Source organism: Cobetia sp. BL01 (assembly GCF_056493605.1).
In genome coordinates this window covers 422,486-440,847 of record NZ_JBVBEE010000003.1, presented here as the reverse complement: position 1 = coordinate 440,847, position 18,362 = coordinate 422,486, and the positions used below count along the sequence as shown (strand labels likewise).

The 18,362-nt window shown below is 62.5% G+C and carries 20 protein-coding genes and 1 tRNA gene; 3 read left to right on the top strand and 18 right to left on the bottom strand.

Annotated elements, in window-relative coordinates:
- Nucleotides 1–130: 130 nt before the first annotated feature.
- Both ACZYGA_RS08215 and ACZYGA_RS08210 read right to left on the bottom strand, forming a co-directional pair.
- Entirely contained in the window at nt 131–1,234 is a 1,104-nt protein-coding gene (locus ACZYGA_RS08215) for a GGDEF domain-containing protein (protein ID WP_479398849.1), read from the bottom strand.
- Nucleotides 1,235–1,553: 319 nt separating this feature from the next.
- Nucleotides 1,554–1,829: a hypothetical protein gene (locus ACZYGA_RS08210; RefSeq protein WP_084208554.1), complete on the bottom strand. Its 276-nt coding sequence runs from the start codon at nt 1,827–1,829 to the stop codon at nt 1,554–1,556.
- 211 nt (nt 1,830–2,040) lie between these two features.
- On the opposite strand from ACZYGA_RS08210, the gene ACZYGA_RS08205 reads away from it, so the two are divergent.
- Together ACZYGA_RS08205 and ACZYGA_RS08200 are read left to right on the top strand one after the other, a co-directional pair.
- Nucleotides 2,041–2,117, top strand: a tRNA-Pro gene (locus ACZYGA_RS08205).
- A gap of 637 nt (nt 2,118–2,754) precedes the next feature.
- A complete protein-coding gene (locus ACZYGA_RS08200; RefSeq protein WP_479398848.1) occupies nt 2,755–2,943 on the top strand; it encodes a hypothetical protein in 189 nt (62 codons plus the stop codon).
- Nucleotides 2,944–3,044: 101 nt separating this feature from the next.
- Here ACZYGA_RS08200 and ACZYGA_RS08195 read toward each other — a convergent pair whose 3' ends face one another.
- The 4 genes from ACZYGA_RS08195 to arfB form a co-directional block, all read right to left on the bottom strand.
- Nucleotides 3,045–3,353 carry a hypothetical protein gene (locus ACZYGA_RS08195; protein ID WP_404627069.1) on the bottom strand — a complete coding sequence of 103 codons (309 nt, stop codon included), beginning with the start codon at nt 3,351–3,353 and terminating at the stop codon, nt 3,045–3,047.
- Between the two features lie 80 nt (nt 3,354–3,433).
- Nucleotides 3,434–3,736 (bottom strand): winged helix-turn-helix domain-containing protein, encoded by a 303-nt coding sequence (locus ACZYGA_RS08190; protein ID WP_077375943.1) that lies wholly within the window; start codon nt 3,734–3,736, stop codon nt 3,434–3,436.
- A 73-nt stretch (nt 3,737–3,809) separates the two neighbouring features.
- Complete coding sequence (locus tag ACZYGA_RS08185) at nt 3,810–4,517, bottom strand: SIMPL domain-containing protein (protein ID WP_176494013.1); 708 nt, start codon at nt 4,515–4,517, stop codon at nt 3,810–3,812.
- A 105-nt stretch (nt 4,518–4,622) separates the two neighbouring features.
- The gene (arfB, locus tag ACZYGA_RS08180; protein ID WP_077375950.1) at nt 4,623–5,036 is read right to left on the bottom strand and encodes an alternative ribosome rescue aminoacyl-tRNA hydrolase ArfB; all 414 of its coding nucleotides are present in this window, start codon (nt 5,034–5,036) and stop codon (nt 4,623–4,625) included.
- Between the two features lie 427 nt (nt 5,037–5,463).
- Between arfB and ACZYGA_RS08175 the strand changes: the two genes are divergently transcribed.
- On the top strand, nt 5,464–6,384 hold the full coding sequence (locus ACZYGA_RS08175; RefSeq protein ID WP_479398847.1) for a LysR family transcriptional regulator: 921 nt from the start codon (nt 5,464–5,466) through the stop codon (nt 6,382–6,384).
- Nucleotides 6,385–6,433: 49 nt separating this feature from the next.
- Here ACZYGA_RS08175 and ACZYGA_RS08170 read toward each other — a convergent pair whose 3' ends face one another.
- The 12 genes from ACZYGA_RS08170 to ACZYGA_RS08115 form a co-directional block, all read right to left on the bottom strand.
- Nucleotides 6,434–7,513 (bottom strand): NAD(P)-dependent oxidoreductase, encoded by a 1,080-nt coding sequence (locus ACZYGA_RS08170; protein ID WP_479398846.1) that lies wholly within the window; start codon nt 7,511–7,513, stop codon nt 6,434–6,436.
- Between the two features lie 119 nt (nt 7,514–7,632).
- The gene (locus ACZYGA_RS08165) at nt 7,633–8,793 is read right to left on the bottom strand and encodes a M20 aminoacylase family protein (RefSeq protein ID WP_176494011.1); all 1,161 of its coding nucleotides are present in this window, start codon (nt 8,791–8,793) and stop codon (nt 7,633–7,635) included.
- Nucleotides 8,794–8,878: 85 nt separating this feature from the next.
- Nucleotides 8,879–10,174, bottom strand: coding sequence for a DUF3100 domain-containing protein (locus ACZYGA_RS08160; protein ID WP_271302487.1), 1,296 nt, complete (start codon nt 10,172–10,174; stop codon nt 8,879–8,881).
- 348 nt (nt 10,175–10,522) lie between these two features.
- The gene (locus ACZYGA_RS08155) at nt 10,523–11,785 is read right to left on the bottom strand and encodes an AGE family epimerase/isomerase (RefSeq protein ID WP_479398844.1); all 1,263 of its coding nucleotides are present in this window, start codon (nt 11,783–11,785) and stop codon (nt 10,523–10,525) included.
- A complete protein-coding gene (locus ACZYGA_RS08150; RefSeq protein ID WP_479398842.1) occupies nt 11,785–13,128 on the bottom strand; it encodes an MGH1-like glycoside hydrolase domain-containing protein in 1,344 nt (447 codons plus the stop codon). Before ACZYGA_RS08150 ends, ACZYGA_RS08155 begins: the two co-directional genes overlap by 1 nt.
- A gap of 194 nt (nt 13,129–13,322) precedes the next feature.
- Nucleotides 13,323–13,967, bottom strand: coding sequence for an ATP-binding cassette domain-containing protein (locus tag ACZYGA_RS08145; protein ID WP_479398840.1), 645 nt, complete (start codon nt 13,965–13,967; stop codon nt 13,323–13,325).
- 87 nt (nt 13,968–14,054) lie between these two features.
- Nucleotides 14,055–14,960, bottom strand: coding sequence for a carbohydrate ABC transporter permease (locus tag ACZYGA_RS08140; RefSeq protein WP_479398838.1), 906 nt, complete (start codon nt 14,958–14,960; stop codon nt 14,055–14,057).
- Complete coding sequence (locus ACZYGA_RS08135) at nt 14,960–15,112, bottom strand: hypothetical protein (RefSeq protein WP_479398836.1); 153 nt, start codon at nt 15,110–15,112, stop codon at nt 14,960–14,962. Before ACZYGA_RS08135 ends, ACZYGA_RS08140 begins: the two co-directional genes overlap by 1 nt.
- On the bottom strand, nt 15,100–15,684 hold the full coding sequence (locus tag ACZYGA_RS08130) for a carbohydrate ABC transporter permease (RefSeq protein WP_479398834.1): 585 nt from the start codon (nt 15,682–15,684) through the stop codon (nt 15,100–15,102). Before ACZYGA_RS08130 ends, ACZYGA_RS08135 begins: the two co-directional genes overlap by 13 nt.
- 294 nt (nt 15,685–15,978) lie before the next feature.
- The gene (locus ACZYGA_RS08125) at nt 15,979–16,614 is read right to left on the bottom strand and encodes an extracellular solute-binding protein (protein WP_479398904.1); all 636 of its coding nucleotides are present in this window, start codon (nt 16,612–16,614) and stop codon (nt 15,979–15,981) included.
- A gap of 84 nt (nt 16,615–16,698) precedes the next feature.
- Nucleotides 16,699–17,247, bottom strand: coding sequence for a hypothetical protein (locus ACZYGA_RS08120; RefSeq protein WP_479398833.1), 549 nt, complete (start codon nt 17,245–17,247; stop codon nt 16,699–16,701).
- 55 nt (nt 17,248–17,302) lie between these two features.
- Nucleotides 17,303–18,304, bottom strand: coding sequence for a substrate-binding domain-containing protein (locus ACZYGA_RS08115; RefSeq protein WP_479398831.1), 1,002 nt, complete (start codon nt 18,302–18,304; stop codon nt 17,303–17,305).
- Nucleotides 18,305–18,362 lie beyond the last annotated feature (58 nt).

Genomic DNA, 18,362 nt, shown 5'->3' with positions numbered 1-18,362 from the left:
TCAGATACCACGAGACAGCCCCCGCAAATCTTGATTTGCGGGGGCTGTCTCGTAGAGGGCGAATCGTAGAGGGCGAATCGTGTCGAACGGCTCGCAACGCAGGCAAGTCTGACTGCCGGAGAACCTGGCCTCACACCATGCTGATGTCGTGATCGACGATGAGTTGATCACGGCCGCTGGCCTTGGCGTGGTAGAGCGCCTCGTCGCTGCGTTGCACCCAGCTGCTGAGGGTATCCGGATGGCGCCGTTCACTGACCCCGGTACTGAAGCGGATCACGCCGTGGGCCAGGGGAGACGCCTCACAGCTTTCACGCAACTGGCGATCGAATTCTCGGGCCACGGCAAGATTGCCCGGCATCAGGATCATGAATTCCTCTCCCCCATAACGACCGGCCTTGCCTGAGTATTCTCGGCTCAACGTCTGGATGTGCATCGAGAAGTGCGCCAGGACCTGGTCGCCGTAGGGGTGGCCGTGGGCATCATTGATCTGCTTGAAGTGGTCCAGATCACAGATCAGCAGACAGCTGATGTCGCGTTCGCTGAGGTGGTGTTCGGCGTGTTCATGGATCGTGCGGTGATTGTAGAGTCCGGTCAGACTGTCCAGTCGGCTCAGGCGTTCAAGCTTCTTTGCATAGGCGCGAGCCAGATCACGCTCCTCTCGAATGCGCTTGGCATAACCGGCGATCACGAGGCTCAGCAGTCCGAACGCCAGGGTATAGCTGACCCCCATGTCCAGGCTGCGCATCGCGGTACTCGCATAGGAGGAGACCAGTTGCGGGTTGGCCATCTCCCCCCACAGCAGAATCCAGGGCATCAGCATCAGGCCGCTGATGATGACGCCACGACGCAGACGGTCCCGCGGGAGAACCCCCAGCACGTAAGCGGCGGCCATGAGATAGAACAGCAGCGTCGGGCCCGAGGCGCCGTGATTGAAGACCCAGTTGCCCGGCAGCATCACGAAGGTCACCAGCGTGCAGAACAGCCAGGACATGCGGCTGAACTCCCCGTGGAAACGTGAGCGATACCACATCACCATGACCATCAGACTGATGACGGCAAGCGCCACGCTGTAGGCGGGGACCGTCAGCTCCATCAGATAGTTGAAGACAGCGGAAAACAGGCCGATCAGGACGGCGGATACCAGAAACCCGTGGTGCAGAATCTGTCGTGCGGAGCCATTCTCGCCAACCAACCAGCGCCAGCTGGTGCCTACCATTTTTGCAAGACGAGTCATGGTACCTCGACGGTCATTGGGCCAGTCTGATGCTTCAGGCATCGGCTGATGATGAAGGCTCATGTGACGTTGGTCGTTGTTCAGTGTCAGCCTACTCGAGGAAAGCCGTTTCCGGTTTCACTGTGCCCCAACGTTTCTCGCCTATGCGGGGGGCGTGACTCACCATCGTCTCAGGGGCCGCCTGTCCTCGATGATAGGCGGCAGGGCAGCAGTGGCCCGGCGACAGGCTCGGCTTTTATGAGATAGTCCTCATGCTGTCTGGACGATACTGCCAATGGCTGGCCGATGCATCTTTTCTCTTATGGCTGCCTGTCCGAGGCTATTTCCACGGCGTATAGCGATAGCTGTCCGGGTCCGAGGGGTCAGGCTTGTCCGACTCGGTAAGTGCCACGAGGGTGTTGCCGTCATCATCTTCTTCCACTTTCGTGACGGTGACGGGGAAGTTGGGTGACAGGGCGTCCAGTGCCGGCCAGTCACCTTTCTGTATCGTGTTGCCCGTTTGCGGCGTGCTACTGGCACTGACCTTGATCGGGTCGCCGCTGACGGTTTGCCCGTTCTTCAGGTGCGTCGTGAGAGTGAAATGAACGTTCGCCATGTCATCCTTCCTATCAAGTGGTACTGATGGGGTCGTGACTAGAACATGGTTCGTCCCATGGGAGAATTCAATCTTTTCCGGAGCGCCACGGGTCGCGGGTCACGCGCTTGCGCGACGAATGACAAGAAATGTTCATATCGGGCTTTTCTTTTTGAGATCAATGCGGTACATTACGTCTCGTCTTGAGGGGGAAGCCTTTCAAGGACGAAGTCGGGACGTGGCGCAGCTTGGTAGCGCGCTGCAATGGGGTTGCAGAGGTCGCAGGTTCGAATCCTGTCGTCCCGACCAAAATTGAAAAGAAAAGGCCACCCGGTTCATTCGGGTGGCCTTTTCTTTTGGGCGGTATTTCTCACGCCGTTCCTTCCGCGAATGCGGCATCTCTGCATGCCGGTCACCCCTGTGACCTCGTCACGAAAGTCCAGTCAGCTTTTCCTGCACTCATTTGCGATGGCGTGTTGTCGATAGTCCATTGTCGATTGTCTAACGTCAGAGGCCTCCAATCACTTGATGTCTAGAGGCGCTGATCGTCGTCGCTTGTTACCGATTGTCGCCATTTTCCTTTGCATTACCTCACTCTCGTGAATGGCAGGGGAGAGGTCACGTCGACCACTCCTTTACCCATATCGTTTCAACATATTGATATTGCTTAGTTATTGCGATTATTGATCAAGATCAAGAAAGGCTCGATCTGGGAGCCAGGGCCATACTCGCATGGCTTTCTTGATGCTGTGAGTATTAGATTTCTAGTATATACTGGCTTGCCTTCAAGGGAGGTGAGAATGAAAACGGTTAACATTTACATGGGGAGTCGGTTCAACCTGGAGCGTTCCATTCTCAAGGAAAGTCTGGGGGATGGTTAAGTGGCAAGGACCTGTGCGGCGCAAGCCCCAACTTCCTGTTCGAGGTACATCAGGGACAGGATTTCGTGCTGGGGATAGAGGTCGCGGGGGCACGCAGTGCCGAATTCCTGTCGATCATCACGGAGGATTACGTCTATCAGCATCCCAGCAGCGAGCCGAAGACGCTGGCGGAGTATCTCAAGAGTCGTGCGCAGCACCCGATCCGACGCAGGAAGCGTCAGGTCGAGGTATCCCTAGTGGCGTACTCTGGCTGAGAGTGCGTGCCTCAGAAGTGCACATGGGAATTGCGGTACAGGCAGGATGACTCGATGCCGGGGCAGCGGTATCGAGGCGGGGCTGACACAGCCGTTCCGGCTCAGGCAGAGCGCCTGCGCCAATGTCTTGCAGCCTGCACCAGTGACGCGCAGATCACGCATGACACCAGCGGCAGGGCCACGTCCAGGCAGGAGTCCCAGTTCCAGTGGTACAGCAGGCCATGATCCCAGGCGACTGCCTTGGGGCCACCCCCCTTGTACTCGTGCTGGGCAATTTCCCGGCCCAGAAAGATGGCGACCGCAATGGCACCAGACGACCACAGCGTGAAGACTGGCCAGAGCATCAGCTGGATGATCACGGCGATGACGGCGTGCTCGAGAGCGCTTGTCCAGATGTCCGCCGTCAACATGTCTCAACTCCCTCCAGAATGTCTCGGCCATGTCCAGACGCCCAGCGTCAGCAGTGCATCGAATCGCGCGTGGCGATCAATCACGCGTAGCCCAGCACCCGTTGCAATCGTGCGGCATTGTCGGCGACCCATTGGGCATTGATTGGCCCCCAGTCCCGAATCACGTAATGACCAATGTTGTGACGTTGACCTTCCGCATGCTGGAATTCACAGACAATCTCGAGTTCGGCAAGTGCCGAGATGGTGTCTTGGGCGGTGCGCCTCGGCATGCCGGTGGCCTCGATGATGTCCGGCACGCTGGCGATCTCGTGGGCGATGAGATGCGCCACGAACAGGCGACGATAGAAGCTGGTCTGGGTCTTGCTGAGAACGGTGTCGGACATGCAGGCTCCGCTGTCGAGGAAATCATGAAAGTCGATAAGGAGCGGCGGGGGCGAGTGCCCGCCCGCCGGGAGGTCAGTGACTGAGCGTGTAGTCGATGGTGGTGACGACCCTGACCTGCTTGATATCGGGGGTATAGCTGTCGAGGTCCGAGATCGAGAAGTAGCCCTGGCTTGCATGCTTGATATGCCCCACCTGGCTGCCGGAATCCTCGGCGAACTGTTGCGCGGCACGTCGTGCATCCGCGGTGGCAGCCGCGATCATCTCCGGCTTGAGAGCGGCAAGCCCCGTGAACAGGAATTCGGTGCGGTAGGCATAGTCCGCCGACAGCAGAATGCCTTCACGCACCAGCTCGCCGGTACGGGAGGCGCTCTGCTTGACGAGGTCCACCTCGGGCGAGCGCACCAGTACCGTGGCCTCGGCGCGGTAGCGCTCGTCAGGGCGCTGTGCGTTGTAGCTGTTGGCATGCAGGTCGGTTACCTGCGGTGACGTCACGCTGATCTGCTCGGACGGGAAGCCGCGTGCGGTGAGAAAGTCGCGAATCTTGCGTTCATCATCAGCCAGCGCTTCGTGCAGGTCGGACAGGTGGTTGGCATTGACGCTGAAATGCAGTGGCCAGAGAGCCAGGTCTGCCTTGACGTCCCGCTCTGCCAGGCCCTTGACCGTCACCACCCGGTTGGACGCCTCCCAGACCTGTGCCGCTTCCTTGAGATAGCTGCCACTCCAGACCATCCCCACGGCCAGCAGGCCGCCCAATACCAGTGAGCTTGCGAGAGTGCGCATGTCACATCTTCCTTGAGAGGTGGAAGGCCCGTTGCCGAGCCTGTCTGATCAAGCCTCGAGCCTGCCGATCAGCGCTGAGTGTGTCGATCCGCCATGGGCGCCGGATCAGTCCTGAACCTTACCGCGCATCGCCTTGATCTTGCCCTTGCGAGTCTTGCTGTCGACCCGCCGCCGTTTGGCGCCCTTGCTGGGGCGAGTGGCGCGGCGTGCCTTCTGTACCTTGACGGCATCGAGGATCAGCGCCTTGAGGCGTGCCAGAGCATCTTCCTTGTTGAGTTCAAGGGTGCGGTGGCTCTGGGCCTTGATGATGATGATGCCGTCCTTGCTGATGCGTTGATCCGACAACTGCATCAGGCGTTCCTTGTAGAACGAGGGCAGGGTGGAGCGTTGCACGTCAAACCGCAGGTGGACGGCTGACGCCACCTTGTTGACGTTCTGGCCGCCATTGCCCTGAGCACGAATCTGGGTGAGGTCGATTTCCCAATCCGCCAGTGTCACCGAACTGGAGATGGTCAACATGGCTTATCTCCTTGTCGTGGGGAGCCGCATCGAATCTGTCGCGGCCGTGGGGTCATGTTACCGCAATCAAGGTCGGGCTTCAGAATCGCCCGAGAGTCGGCCGGCAGAGTCAGCCGAGAGGGGAATATCCTCGTCTGGCACAATCTGGTTGCGAAGATATCACGGCAGGCGACACTCACTCCGCCTTCTCGGGCATGTATCTGGTACGCTGTTGCGTAGTGAGGCAGGAGTCGCTGACCGCCGGGCGGCTGATAGCCGGCCTCTGCATCCACGTGAGTCTTTCTCGTGTCAGGCGCTCTTCTCGAGCGTGCTTCCCAGTCCCCGCGACGTCAAGGCATCGGGTCGTGGCCTTCGAGACGTTCCTCCGTAGGGTCATGGACATGCGGGATGTCTGGCCTCAGTTCAACCTCTTGCGCAGCGTTCACTCATGGATATTCCGCATCAACGCCTCGTCTATTTTCAGGTCACCATTGAAGCGGGGTCGATCCGGCAGGCTGCCGCTCGACTGGATATCGCGCCGTCAGCGGTCAGTCGCCAGATCGGATTGCTGGAAGAGGTGATGGCCGCCACGCTCATCGAGCGAACCCGTGATGGCGTACAGCCGACACGAGTGGGCGAGATGCTGCTGGACTACATTCAGCAGCGCGAGCAGCTGGATCAAAGCTTCGGTGAGCGTCTGGATGCCTACCAGCGGCTGGAAACCGGCGAGATTCGCCTGATCATCGGCGAAGGCTTCGTGGGCGATCTCGTCAACATCCCCCTGCGTGCCTTCCGATCCCAGTACCCGGGGATCACCCTCAAGGTCAATACCGGCAGCATGCAGAGCATCATCGACCGTGTGGTCGAGGATGAGGCGGATATCGGCCTGATGTACCACGAACGCGTGCACCCTCAATTGCGCTTCTGGCATTCAAGCCCACAACCGCTGGTGGCGATGATGTCCCCAGAGCATCCGCTGGCGGCGGTGAACCATGCGCTGACCCTGGAAGAGGTGGCAGCGCATCCCATGGCGTTGTGGGGCCCCACCCATGGAGTGCGTCAGCTGATGGATGACGGCTTTCGTGACGCGGGCGTACGTCCCCACATGGTGATGCAGACCAATTCCATGGAGGTGCTCAAGCAGGCCGCACGCTCGGAGCTGTGCATCACGCTGCTGCCGGCCTTCGCGGCTGCGCGCGAGCTGGAGGAGGGCGTATTGATCGCTCGTGATGTGGAATGCAGCGCCTTTCGCCAGGCACGCGCCCACATCATCACGCGGATCGGACGGCGCATGCCACGGGCCAGTCTTCAACTTCTGCCCCACCTGGAGCGCTGGATCACGGCCTTCAGTGGCCCCCGTCAGGAGTAGGCCTATCGGGGGCGAAGACAAGACGCGTCAGCCCGCGATGGGGGTGGGCTCAGGCTTTCTCGGCAGGCGGCCGGGAGCCATCCGTCACCCTGCCCGGCGCCGAGGCATCGCGACCTGATGAGCGAGGCGCCCCGGCGTCGGTCAGCGTGCTCGGGGCGTCGGTGGCAGGTGATGAGGTGTGACGCAGTTGAGCGGGAATATCACTGAGCCAGCGATCACACAGATGATGGATGTCATCTTCATCCGCCGGGCACAGTTCGGGTGGTTGCCAGCGATCGAAGACCGCCTTCATCAACCCGGAAGGCAGCTTGAGGGTGGTCACGTAGCTGCGCGCCAGGCGCAGGTCGCGGCGCAGGGCACCGGTGGAGATACCGGAATCATAATCTCCCGGCAGCACCCAGCGCGGGAAATTCACTTCGCTGACGGCGCTGCGGCCGGCGCCCAGATTGATGGCATCGATGCAGGCGTGAGGCCGCACCCCGGCGCGATAGGCCATCGCGATCGCCTCTGCCGTGGTGATGAGATGGGCGGCGTGGAGATAGTCATTGGCCAGCACGGCCGCATGCCCACAGCCGGCATCCCCGACGTGCAGGTGGCGGGTAGCGATGGCCTCGAGCAGGGGCGTCATGCGTTGCACGGTGGCGTCATCACCGCCGACCAGCAGCGTGAGATGGCCTTCGCTCTCATCGCGAGGGTCGCGACTGGAAGCCGCTTCCAGCCAGTGATGGCCAGCCAGCCGGGTCTGCACGGCCAGCTCACGGCTGATATTCACATCGCCCCGGCAGAGATCGACGATGACACTGCCCGGCGGTGCCAGTCGCAGCAGGCCTTCCTTGCCAGTCAGTACCTTCTGCACCTGTTGGGAGGTTGCCAGCGCCAGCAGGTAGACCTCGCTGGTGAATCGCTCACGCGGCCGTGCATGCGTATCGAACCACCGCTCGGCCTCGCTCTGCTCATGAGGCGCGTGGCAGCGTTGCTCCACCGTGGCGGTCGCAGCGCCCGCCGTCTCGGCCGTCACCTGGTCCGTCAGCTTGTCTGCCACTTCGCCCGCCACCTCAAACCCTGCCCTTGAGAGCGCCGTACGGCTCCGTGCGCCAATGGCTTCCCTGCCGATCACGCTGATTTTCATGTCGCTCCTTCCTCACCAGAGTCATGACACTGTGTAGATTGCGATGGTCCTTGATCAAGTTCAACGCCGCGCCTGGCGACGTCATTCGCATCGCGCTTGCCGCCAAGGGCATGTGGCCATCAATCGCGCGTCAGCAACTCGCGCACCAGTGACGTCCAATAGCTGACCCCGATGGGGGTGGCAGCGTCGTTGAAGTCGTAGTTGGGGTTGTGCAGTGAGGCGCTGTCCTCGCCGTTGCCCAGCCAGATATAGGCGCCGGGGCACTCCTGCAGCAGATAGGCGAAGTCCTCCGAGGCCATGGAGGGCGGCAGATCGCGATGGACCTTCTGGATGCCGGGCAGTTGCGCCAGGACATTGGCACAGCGTTCGGCGTGTCCCGGAGTATTGAGGGTCGCCGGGTAGCGTGGCTGATAGTCGAACTCGACCTTGAGGCCATGGAAGGTCGCCATGGCATCGACGGCATCATGGAAGCGCTGCTGCAGGTGCGCCCGCAGTGCCGGGTCGAAACAGCGCAGCGTGCCACGCAGCTCGACCACTTCCGGCATCACGTTGAAGGCATCGCCGGCATGGAACTGGGTGATGCTGAGAATCGCGGTCTTGTGGGCCGGCGTCTCGCGGCTGATCAGCCCCTGAAGCTGGGTCACCAGCTGGCAGGCCGCCAGGATGGTGTCCTTGCCCAGATGCGGCATGGCCGCATGACAGCCATGACCGCTCAAGGTCAGGGTGAAGACATCGAAGGCCGCCATCACCGCCTCGTCATGCACGGCGGCTTCGCCCAGCGCCAGTCCCGGCCAGTTGTGCAGGCCGTAGATGGCCTCCATCGGGAACTGCTCGAACAGGCCATCCTCGACCATGCGGCGTCCGCCGCCTTCGTTTTCCTCGGCGGGCTGGAACACGAACACCACGCGCCCGGCGAAGTCCGGATCACGCGCCAGCGTACAGGCCGCGCCCAGCAGCATGGTGGTATGGCCGTCGTGGCCACAGGCATGCATCTTGCCCGGTGTATGCGAGCAATGTGAGACGGCGTTGGCCTCGGTGACATCCAGCGCGTCCATGTCGGCACGCAGACCGATGGTACGTCCCGGCCCCAGATTGCCATCCAGCACCGCCACCACGCCGGTCTCGGCAAGTCCGGTGGTGACCTCGAGACCCGCCGCACGCAGGATCTCGGCGACGCGCGCCGAGGTGCGGTGCTCCTCGAAGGCCGTCTCGGGATGCTGATGAAACTCATGACGCCAGCTGCGCAGCAGTGCCTCGTCGATGTTCTCGGGTAGTTGCATGCTGAATTCCTGTGGAAACCGGCACCCTGGAGTGCCGGCTTGAATGTGTTGAGAGGGGGGGAAGCAACGTGCGAAGCCCGTGTGATCAGAGCAGTGCCTGCGCCACGACCGCCGAGCCGATATAGGTGCCAGTGAAGACCAGCAGCGAGATGATCACCAGCTTCCAGCCAGCCTGGCGGAACATGCTGAACTCGCGCTTGCTCAGCGCCAGACCCGCGTAGCCGAGTACCGGCGTGACGATGGCAAGGAAGTTGACGAAGCTCAGCTGCTCGGTGATCCAGCCGCTGCCCGGGAACCATGGCAGTGTCATCAGAATGCTGACCAGCGACACCCAGGCGATGGCCGGCAGATAGAAGGGCATCAGGCGAGCGACGCCAAGGCCGAGCATGGTCATCACGTAGAGGATCAGCATGCCGGGGGCGGCGTCGATCAGGCTGGCACCGTTGATGGTGTTGACCACCCAGCCGACCACACAGACCGCCGCGACCACCAGTGCCGTCTTGCCCAGCTGGTTCTCCGGGCGATCTTCGGCCAGCGCCTCGGAGGCAAGCGTGGCTTCCTCGTCATTCATGGCGCCATTGTCGCCGGCTCGCTTGCGGCTGAAGAAGGTGAACAGGCGCTCGGCGACCGGCAGGGCGATGAACAGGGACACGTAGAGGCCGGTGGCATAGGTCAGCAGGTTGCTGGCGCCGGCGAAGGCCAACAGCTCCTCGCCCATCTCCGGCAGGGCACCGGCGATGGCGCCGGAACATGCCGCCACCATGCTGCCGCTGCCGACACCACACGCCATGGCCAGCGCACGCGGGTCGAAGATATCCAGCGAGGTCAGGTAGCCCGCCATCAACGCGAACCACAGGGTGCCGAACATGGTACCCACGACATAGACGCCCATCACGCCGACACCTTCCGGGCCCTTGAGGCCATATTTGTCGGAGATGATCGCGATATTGGGTTCCCGCGCGATGGAGTAGGTCGCACCGATCGCCTCACGGCCCATCTTGAGCACAACGACCGCGATCGGCATCGCGATCAGCATGGTACCCAGATTGCCCAGCTCCTGCAGGATCAGCGCCGGACCTGCCGAGATCAGCTGCTCGATGGCCGGGCCGATGGTGGAGCCGAAGCGGGCGATGAACGGCATGATCGACAGCAGGATGACCGGTCCTGCCGCCGCGCTGATCACCGGCGGGATGACACGTTTCGTGCCGCTGAACAGGTGCGGATTGCACAGCACGGCCGCAATGAAGGCATAGAACAGGGGCAACAGCAGCAGGGTGCCGGGGCCGAGGGGGAACTTGAGGATACCGATCAGTTCGGCGCCGAGAGATAGCACCACGACCAGCAGATGCAACCGCCAGTCCAGGAGTTGAGCGAGGGGCATGTGGGACTCCGCTTGTTATTGTAGTGACTGCTTGTGTAGTAACTTCTTGTGTAAGAACTGCTTGAATAGCAACGGCTTGTGAGGCGCCTTCTTGTCCAGTGCGCGCTTGTGTCGTGACGACGTCTCAGACACGGGCACCGCCTCGGGGAGACCCCGAGCCTGTCGCCCTCTGGTGGAGCGATCAGCGGGTTTCAGTATTGTCACGAGCGGCGCGCTAAAGAAACATGATAGGTGTACGAATAAATAGAGCATGCTGGCGGACGGCGATGGACAGAGAAGGCTCTCCTCATACGAGGACACCCCGCACAGGGCGGGGTGTCGGGTGGTGCAGTCGCAGTGCGACAGGGCTCAGTCGTCCGTGATCACGCGCAGCAGCTCATGGCAGGCGCCGAGGCTGTGGTAGTCACACTTGGCCCCGGGCGAGCTCTTGAGATCATCGAAGCGTTGGTTGTCGGCATTCAGCAGGCGATACCAGGCGCCGTAGCGATGGTCGATGAAGTGCTGCCAGGCGTAGCCCCACAGGCGTTCATACCACTCGGCGTAGTGCGACTCGCCGGTGGCCTCGTTCAGCAGCGCTGCGGCCACCAGGCTCTCTGCCTGCACCCAGAAGTACTTCTCGTGGTCGCAGATGGTGCCATCCGGCGCGAAGCCGTAGTAGAGCCCACCATGTTCGCCGTCCCAGGCCAGATCCATCGCGGTATCGAACAGACGCTTCGCGGTCGGCAGCAGCCAGTCGTCATCGCGGTGACGCTTGAGCATCAGCAGCAGCTTGGCCCATGCGGTCAGGTGGCCCGGCTGGAAGCCCCACGGGCGGTAGAGGTGCTTGGGGTCGTCGCGGTTGTAGTCCCAGTCGACGTTCCAGTCGCGATCGTAATGCTCCCAGATCAGGCCATCGGCCTTGGCGGCCTGACGCTGGCAGATGTTGCGGGCCAGGGTCATGGCCCGCTCCAGATAGCGTTCGTCATTCGTGGCTTCAAAGGCGGCCAGCATGGCTTCACAGGCGTGCATGTTGGCGTTCTGGCCACGGTAGTCAGACAGTGTCTGCCAGTCGGCACTGGCTTCATCGGCGTACAGACCGTGGTACTCCGACCAGAAATGCTGCTCCATCAGGGCGTGGGTCTCGTCCAGCCAGCCGCGGGCCTCCTCGATACCGGCGCGCCAGGCCGTCGCGTAGGCCAGCATCACGAACGCCAGTCCGTAGCACTGGTTGGTATGATCCGCCTCGCCTTGCTCGCTCAGCGACCACAGGTAACCACCGGTCTGCGGATCGAGATGCACCTCGCGCAGATAATCGATGCCATGACGGGTCGCGGCCAGACACGCCTGGTCACCGGTGCGCAGATATTCCATCGCGAAGTTGAAGATCATCCGCGTGCTGCTGACCAGATGACGCGCTGCGGGTGCATACACGCTGCCGTCATCACGATACGCCTGGAAGTAGCCGCCGCGTTCCTGATCCACCGCGCGCGGCAGATAGAAGTCCATGATCGAGCGGATATGCGTGTCCAGAAAGCCGCGGCTGGCGAACGTTGCCGGCATGGGCGGCACAGCCTGCCGGGTCAGCGGTGCCTTCTGCGGCGCCTGCATCTGTTGAGAGGCGTGCTGAGTCATCAGGAGACCTCCTCGACGCCGGACGCCGCCTTGCTGGCGGTGAAGCTTTCCAGCGGGTTGAGCCAGTAGAGGTCCATCGCTGCCGTCCAGGAGAAGTCGCGACCGCCACAGCCTTCGCCGGTCACCGAATTGAAGTATTCATAGTAGCCTGCCGCCGCGATGCACTGCTGGCTGGCCTGCTTGATCCGGTCGGCCTCGCGGGACATGCCATATTCCTCACAGCCGATGGCCAGCATCCAGTTGATGTGCAGCCAGCTCGGCCCGCGCCAGTAGCGCTTGGGCTCAAAGCGGGTGCTGGCCGGGTGGGTGGAGGCGACACCGAAGGGCGCCTGTTCCAGCCAGTCCTCGAGCAGGCCGCCCATGCGCTGCGCCTGGGCACCGCTGGCGACCCCGGCGAACAGCGGCAGGATACCGGCGGTGGTGACGTGCTCCAGCAGCACATTGGCACGCGCATCGCGGCTGAGGAAGCAGCCCAGCTCATCGCTCCACAGCGCCTGCACGCCTTCCTCGGTGCGCGCCAGCGACTGCTTGAGGCTGTAAAGCGCCTCGCCGTGGGCGTTGACCAGGCCCAGACCGGCGGCATCCTCTTCGCATAGCGCGATCAGGTCGCGCGTGCCACGGTGCAGGATGGAGATGAGGCTGATGTCCTCGACGCGGTACGGGCAGTCGCGATACAGCACCTCGGCGTCGTGCTCGTTCTGCTGGAAGAACTTCACCAGATAGATGTAACGATCATATTCGTACTTGTGCGGGCGCTCGGACGGGTCGACCAGCCCCGTATCGCGACGCACGTATTCGGCATCGACCGGCGGCACGCCAGCCAGCGGGCCATCCCACTGGGGGCTGTTGTCCATGCCGGACTCCCAGGGGTGATAGCTGCACACGCGGCCGGTATGTTCCGGATCACGGTCGCGGTAGAACCACAGGTGATAGCGGATGACGCCAGGCAGGGTGGCGGCCAGTTTCTCCTCGGCAAGCCGGCGGTCACGGCCTTCCTCGAACAGCAGCTTCATGACGCTGGCCAGCACCGGTGGCTGGGAGATGGCGCTGGTCGCCGGGCTGCGCTTAACGCCCCAGACTTCCGGCCCCGGGAAGTAGGTTTCCGCGTCACCGTGGAAGACGATGTGCGGCACCATGCCGTTGTCCCACTGGCCTTCCAGCAGACGCTCGATCTCACGCCAGGCACGTGCCTCGTCACCGGCCGCCAGCCAGCCCAGCGCGGTGATGGCGGCGTCCCAGTTCCACTGGAAGGGGTAGAGGCCACGCGTGGGGACGGTGTAGCCGCCCAGGTCGTTGAGCTTGAGAACGTCGTGAGCGCTGAGCGCGTCGAGCTTGGCATTCATGTAAGTCGACTCCGTTCGGGATGACAGGTTCGAAATCAAAGGTTCTGGATCAAAGGTTCTGGATCAAAGGTTCTGGATCAAAGGTTCTGGATCAAAGGTTCTGGATCAAAGGTTCTGGATCAAAGGTTCTGGATCAAAGGTTCTGGATCAAAGGTTCGCAATCAAAGGCTCGGGTCGAAAGGGATCAACACGCCTCACGCCGACATCAGCTGGCCGCTGTGGTCATAGAAGCGCATCTTCTCGGCCAGCGGCCGGATGTGGATGTCACTGCCATTGGCGATCTCCAGGTCACTCGGTACGTTGACGCGCAGCATCTCGTCCCCGAAGCGGGCAGTCAGCTGCTTGTGGGAGCCCAGCAGCTCCGTGACCAGCACACGGACCGGCGCGAAGTCCTCGGTGGGCTCGAAACGCACCTCGAAGTCCTCGGGGCGGATACCGCACCTGTGGATCTGGCTGGCGGCCGGGGCGGCCTGGTGCCAGCGCGCATCCGGGGCGATGAAGTTCATTGGTGGATTGCCGATGAAACTGCCGACGAATTCGGTCGCCGGATAGTGGTAGATCTCGGAGGGCGGCGCGTATTGCTCGATCTGGCCCCCCTTCATGACCGCGATGCGGCGATCCCGCGGTGCCAGGGAGGTGATCTCACGCTCGCCGATGCGGATCGAGCCGCTGCTCTCGTACTCCAGCCCCGCGATGATGCGCAGCAGGGTGGACTTGCCGCAGCCGGACGGGCCGAGCAGCACGGTGAATTCCTTGTCACGGATCTCGAGATCGATGGACTTGAGGATTTCCTGCTTGCCGAACTGCTTGCGTACGGCACTGATCTGGATGGCTGACATGGTCGGACTCCTTGTAATCGTGAGCGACGGCGCTGGATGGACAGGTGACCGCCGTCGTCATGCATTGGCCGGTTGAAGGGCCGTACGCTAGCGGTTGGAAATGCCCCACATGCTGGACAGGTACTTGTGGATCGCGAACAGGAACAGCAGCGCCGGAACGACCAGGATCAGACCGCCGGCGTATTTGATCTCGGCGGGCGACTCGGAAAGGCTCTGGACCAGAAAGGCCGTCAGGGTGCGGTTCTCGACGGTGAGAATCGCCGAGGCGAACACCTCGTTCCACGAGATCACGAAGGCGAATACCGCAGAGGCGGTGATGCCCGGCGCGGCCAGCGGCAACACCACACGGCGGAAGGCCTGCCAGCGGTTGCAGCCCATCAGCCAGGCGGCTTCCTCGAGTTCTACCGGGATGCCCATGAACAGGCTCGAGGTGATTAGCACCGCGAAGGGCAGTGCCAGGGTGGCGTGGACCATCGCCAGCCCCAGGATGGAGTCATCGATGCCCACCTGGATGAAGATGACGGCCAGCGGCAGCGCCAGCAGCGGCATCGGGAAGGCCCGCGACAGGATGATGATCAGACGAAAGGCGTTCATGCCCGGGAACACGAAGCGGGCCAGCGCATACCCGGCGGGAGCGCCGAGCACGATGGCGATCACCATCGTGAAGGCGGCGGCCAGCAGCGAGTTGCCCAGCGCACTGATCACGCCCTGGTAGTGCCAGAAGAAGTCGAGGGTCTCGAAGCTCAGCGCCGGGGGCAGGGTCTTGGGCCAGCCGCTGATCTGCTCCGGGGTGCTGACACTGCTGAGCATCAGCAGGGCGATGGGCACCAGCACCCACAGCACCAGAATCGCGACACCGGCACGGAACAGCCATTTCCAGGCCATGTCATGACGGCGTGGCTTGTGTGCGCTCTGCGCCTGCGCCGGGGCCTGGGAATCGGAACGAGAAGACACGGGAGCCGGCATGATGGCCTCGGATGTCGTGGATTTCATCAGCGTGCCTCCTTCGGAACGTTGAGGAACTTGAGGTAGCAGCCGGTGATGACTACCGAGATCAGCATGATCAGCACCGCGTAGGCGGAGGCGGCGCCGGTCTGCTGATAGAGGAACTGCCAGTCGAAAGTCTCGCTCATCAGTACCGGCATGTCGCTGCCGCCAGCATCATCACCACCGCGAAGACTTCCAGTGCCAGCAGGGTGCGCAGAATCAGTGCCGACTGGATGCTCGGGCGCAGCATCGGCAGGGTGATCTTCCACAGGCGCTGCCAGTAGCTGGCGCCGAACACCTGACCGGCCTCGTCATATTCCTTGGGGATCAGCCCCATGCCCGACACCAGGGTCACCAGCACGATGGCGGTGCCGCGCCAGATTTCCGCGACCACCACTGCCAGGAACAGCGCGAAGGCGTTCTGATAGTTGAGCCACGAGGTTGGCGCATCGATCACGCTGACCGCGCTCAAGAAGCTGTTGAGAAACCCGAACTGTTCCAGGATCGCCAGCCAGATGATGCCGGCGGCCAGATCGGAGATGCCCAGCGGGATGGTCCAGATGTAGAGGATGCTGTCGCGCCCCTTGTTCATCTTTGTGACCATCAGCGCCATGCCGATGGCCAGCACCAGCTGGACCGGCACCACGACACCGGTGAGCAGCAGGGTGTTCTTGAGCGAGGGCCAGAAATTGAAGTCCTGATAGATGCGCGTGAAGTTGGCGAGGCTCACGCCGCCGTCAGGCTGGGTGAAGGCCTGGGCGAAGATCTCCAGAAAGGGGTGAAGGCGCCCATGAACAGCAGGCTGGGGGCGATCAGGTAATAAGGTAGCCAGCGATCATGCTTCATCTTTGCTCACCTTTGACGTTGTTGTGATGGCGTGTCGGAAGGGGTTCGTGGCACCGGGTCGGCATGACAGGGGTTGGCGTACCGTCATGGCGACCCGTCGAGGGGTGCCGTTGCTGCTGCTTGTGTTGCAAGTGTTGCGAGTGATGCGTGCTGTCGAGCGACGGCTCGAGTGAGCGAATTACTTGACCGGGCAGGGGCCGTCGCTGGGCGTGTCCGGCAGCCAGCAGCTGGCCCCTGCGGTGTCGATCAGCGTCTGCAGGCGCGGCGCGAGAATATCCAGCGTCTCCTCGATGTCGGCGCCGCGCAGCACGATCTGCACGAAGGCATCGCGGTAGATCTTGTTGAACAGGCCCGCCTGTTGCCCCAGGCCACTGGGCAGCAGGGACAGCAAGGCATCCTCGGCGGAAGACTGTGTCGCCACCGCCTTGCCGGACATGCGAATGCTGGCGGGCAGATCATCGGGCAATTCAGCGGTGACCACGGGGAAGAAGTTGGTGGCGCGCAGGGTGCGAATCTGGGCCTCGGGCGTCATCAGATAGCGGATCAGCTTGCGACTGGCTGCGGGGTCGGAGGCATTGGCCGGCATCGCCAGCCCTGCCACCACCGGCATGTAGCCTCGACCGCTGGGGCCTGCCGGCGCCGGGAAGGCCACGAAATCATCGGGACGCTTGTTGAAGGCATCCTTGAGACGCGCGGTGTGATCGAACGCCACCCATACCTCACCATTGAGCAGCGGTTCCTGCATGAAGCCGTAGGCGGTGGAGCGTGGATTGGTCACCGTCCAGATCTCGCGGAACTTCTGCCACATGGCCACGGCATCGGCGCTGCGGAACTCGCGCACCACCGAATGGGTGAAGGAGGGATAGAGATAGCCTTCCAGGAAGCGGTGGATCAGCCCCTAGCGACCGGCCGGGAAGCCCAGCTTGGGCTGGCCGGTGGCGGTCTCGAGATTGCGCCCCCAGGCCAGCAGCTCGTCATAGCTCAGTGCATCGAGATCCGCGCCTTCGGGCAGGTAGGGCAGCGCCTTGCGATTGGCCGCCATGATGTAGGTGGCCTGCATCCAGGGGATGTAGCGCTGTTGCTCGCCGCCCAGCTTGCCCAGCGTCAGGTATTGCTCGCTGATGCCCTTGTCCTTGAGCGTGCTTGCCAGCGTATCCAGTGGCGCGAGAATGCCGGGCGTCAGCGAGCCCAGCTCGCCATGCAGGCCGCCGAGCAGGTCCAGCGCGCCTTCGGGACTCGACTTCTCCGCCTCCAGTCGTGACAGGAAGGTACCGGTTTCCTGCGGCATGTAATCGATGGACTCGGCGTAGGGTGCCAGGGCGATCTCGCGCATCTGCTGGGCTTCTTCCAGCGGCCTTGCCTGGGTGCTGAAGAAGGTGAGGTCAGCGAGGGCGGAGGTGCTGCCCAACAGTGCCATCACGGCGAGGGCGGTCGGCATCTTGCGCATGGGTGTCTCCCGGGGCGGGTAGTGGGATGAAGAGGCAGCGTTCACGGGCGGCGCGTCAGCCAGTGGTATCGCGCAGCAGAAGCTCGTAATCGAAACAGCGGTGGCGTGGCACACCCTCTCGCGGGGCCAGTACCAGCTCGATCAGCGCTTGGCTTACGGTCTCGAAGGAGATGTCCAGCGTGCTCAGGCTGGGTTGCTGGTACATCAGCGGTGGCAGGTTGTCCGCCCCGATGATGGCGATATCCCGCCCGGGCGTACGCCCGCTCTCGCTGACGGCTTCCATCACCCCGTAGGCGAAGATGTCGCTGGCGCACACGAAGGCGGTGGGGGCATCGGCACTCGCCAGCACCTCTCTGGCGATCTGATAGGCGCTGGCGTAACCGTGGGGGCAATGGCGCGAGCTGGGGGCGAGGCTGGCCTCGCGCATGGCCTGCAGATAGCCGGTCTCACGCTCCACCGCGGTATAGAGATCGCTGAAGAAGTTGAGGAACAGAATGTTGCGATGTCCTTGCTGGATCAGATGGCGAGTGGCGCGCAGGAAACCATCGGCGGCATTGATGTCGACCCAGTCGTGCTCGTCGGCGCGGCCGGTGCGACCGTGGGTGACGAAGGGGACACCGCTGTCGAGCAGGAAATCGACGCGCGGGTCCTGGATGCAGGTACGCGCCACCACGAAGGAGTCCACCTTGCCGCCATCGATGAAACGCTTGTAGGTCTCCAGCTCGTCGCGGTCTTCCGGCACCGTGGTGACGATGAGGTCGTGCTCCGGTGCGGCATCGTGCAGTGCCTGCCCCAGCGCCACCAGCAGGCGGGTGTTGAACTGGTCACGAAAGTCGCCCTGGGCGCCGTTCATGATGTAGCCCACCGAGGAGGTGCGGCCGGTCTTCAGTCGGCGTGCGCTCTGGTTGGGTTGATAGCCCACGTCGTTGGCGAAGGCCTGGACTCGTTCACGTGTCGCTACGCTGACATCCTCGAACCCCCCCAGGGCGCGAGAGACGGTGGTCACCGAGAGCCCCAGTTCAGTGGCGAGATATTTCAGCGTGATCTTCGGTGGCATGGTGGAGGTCTCTGGCAAGGTGTCAGGTCGAGAAATCGCTGAAAAGCATCTTCCGAAA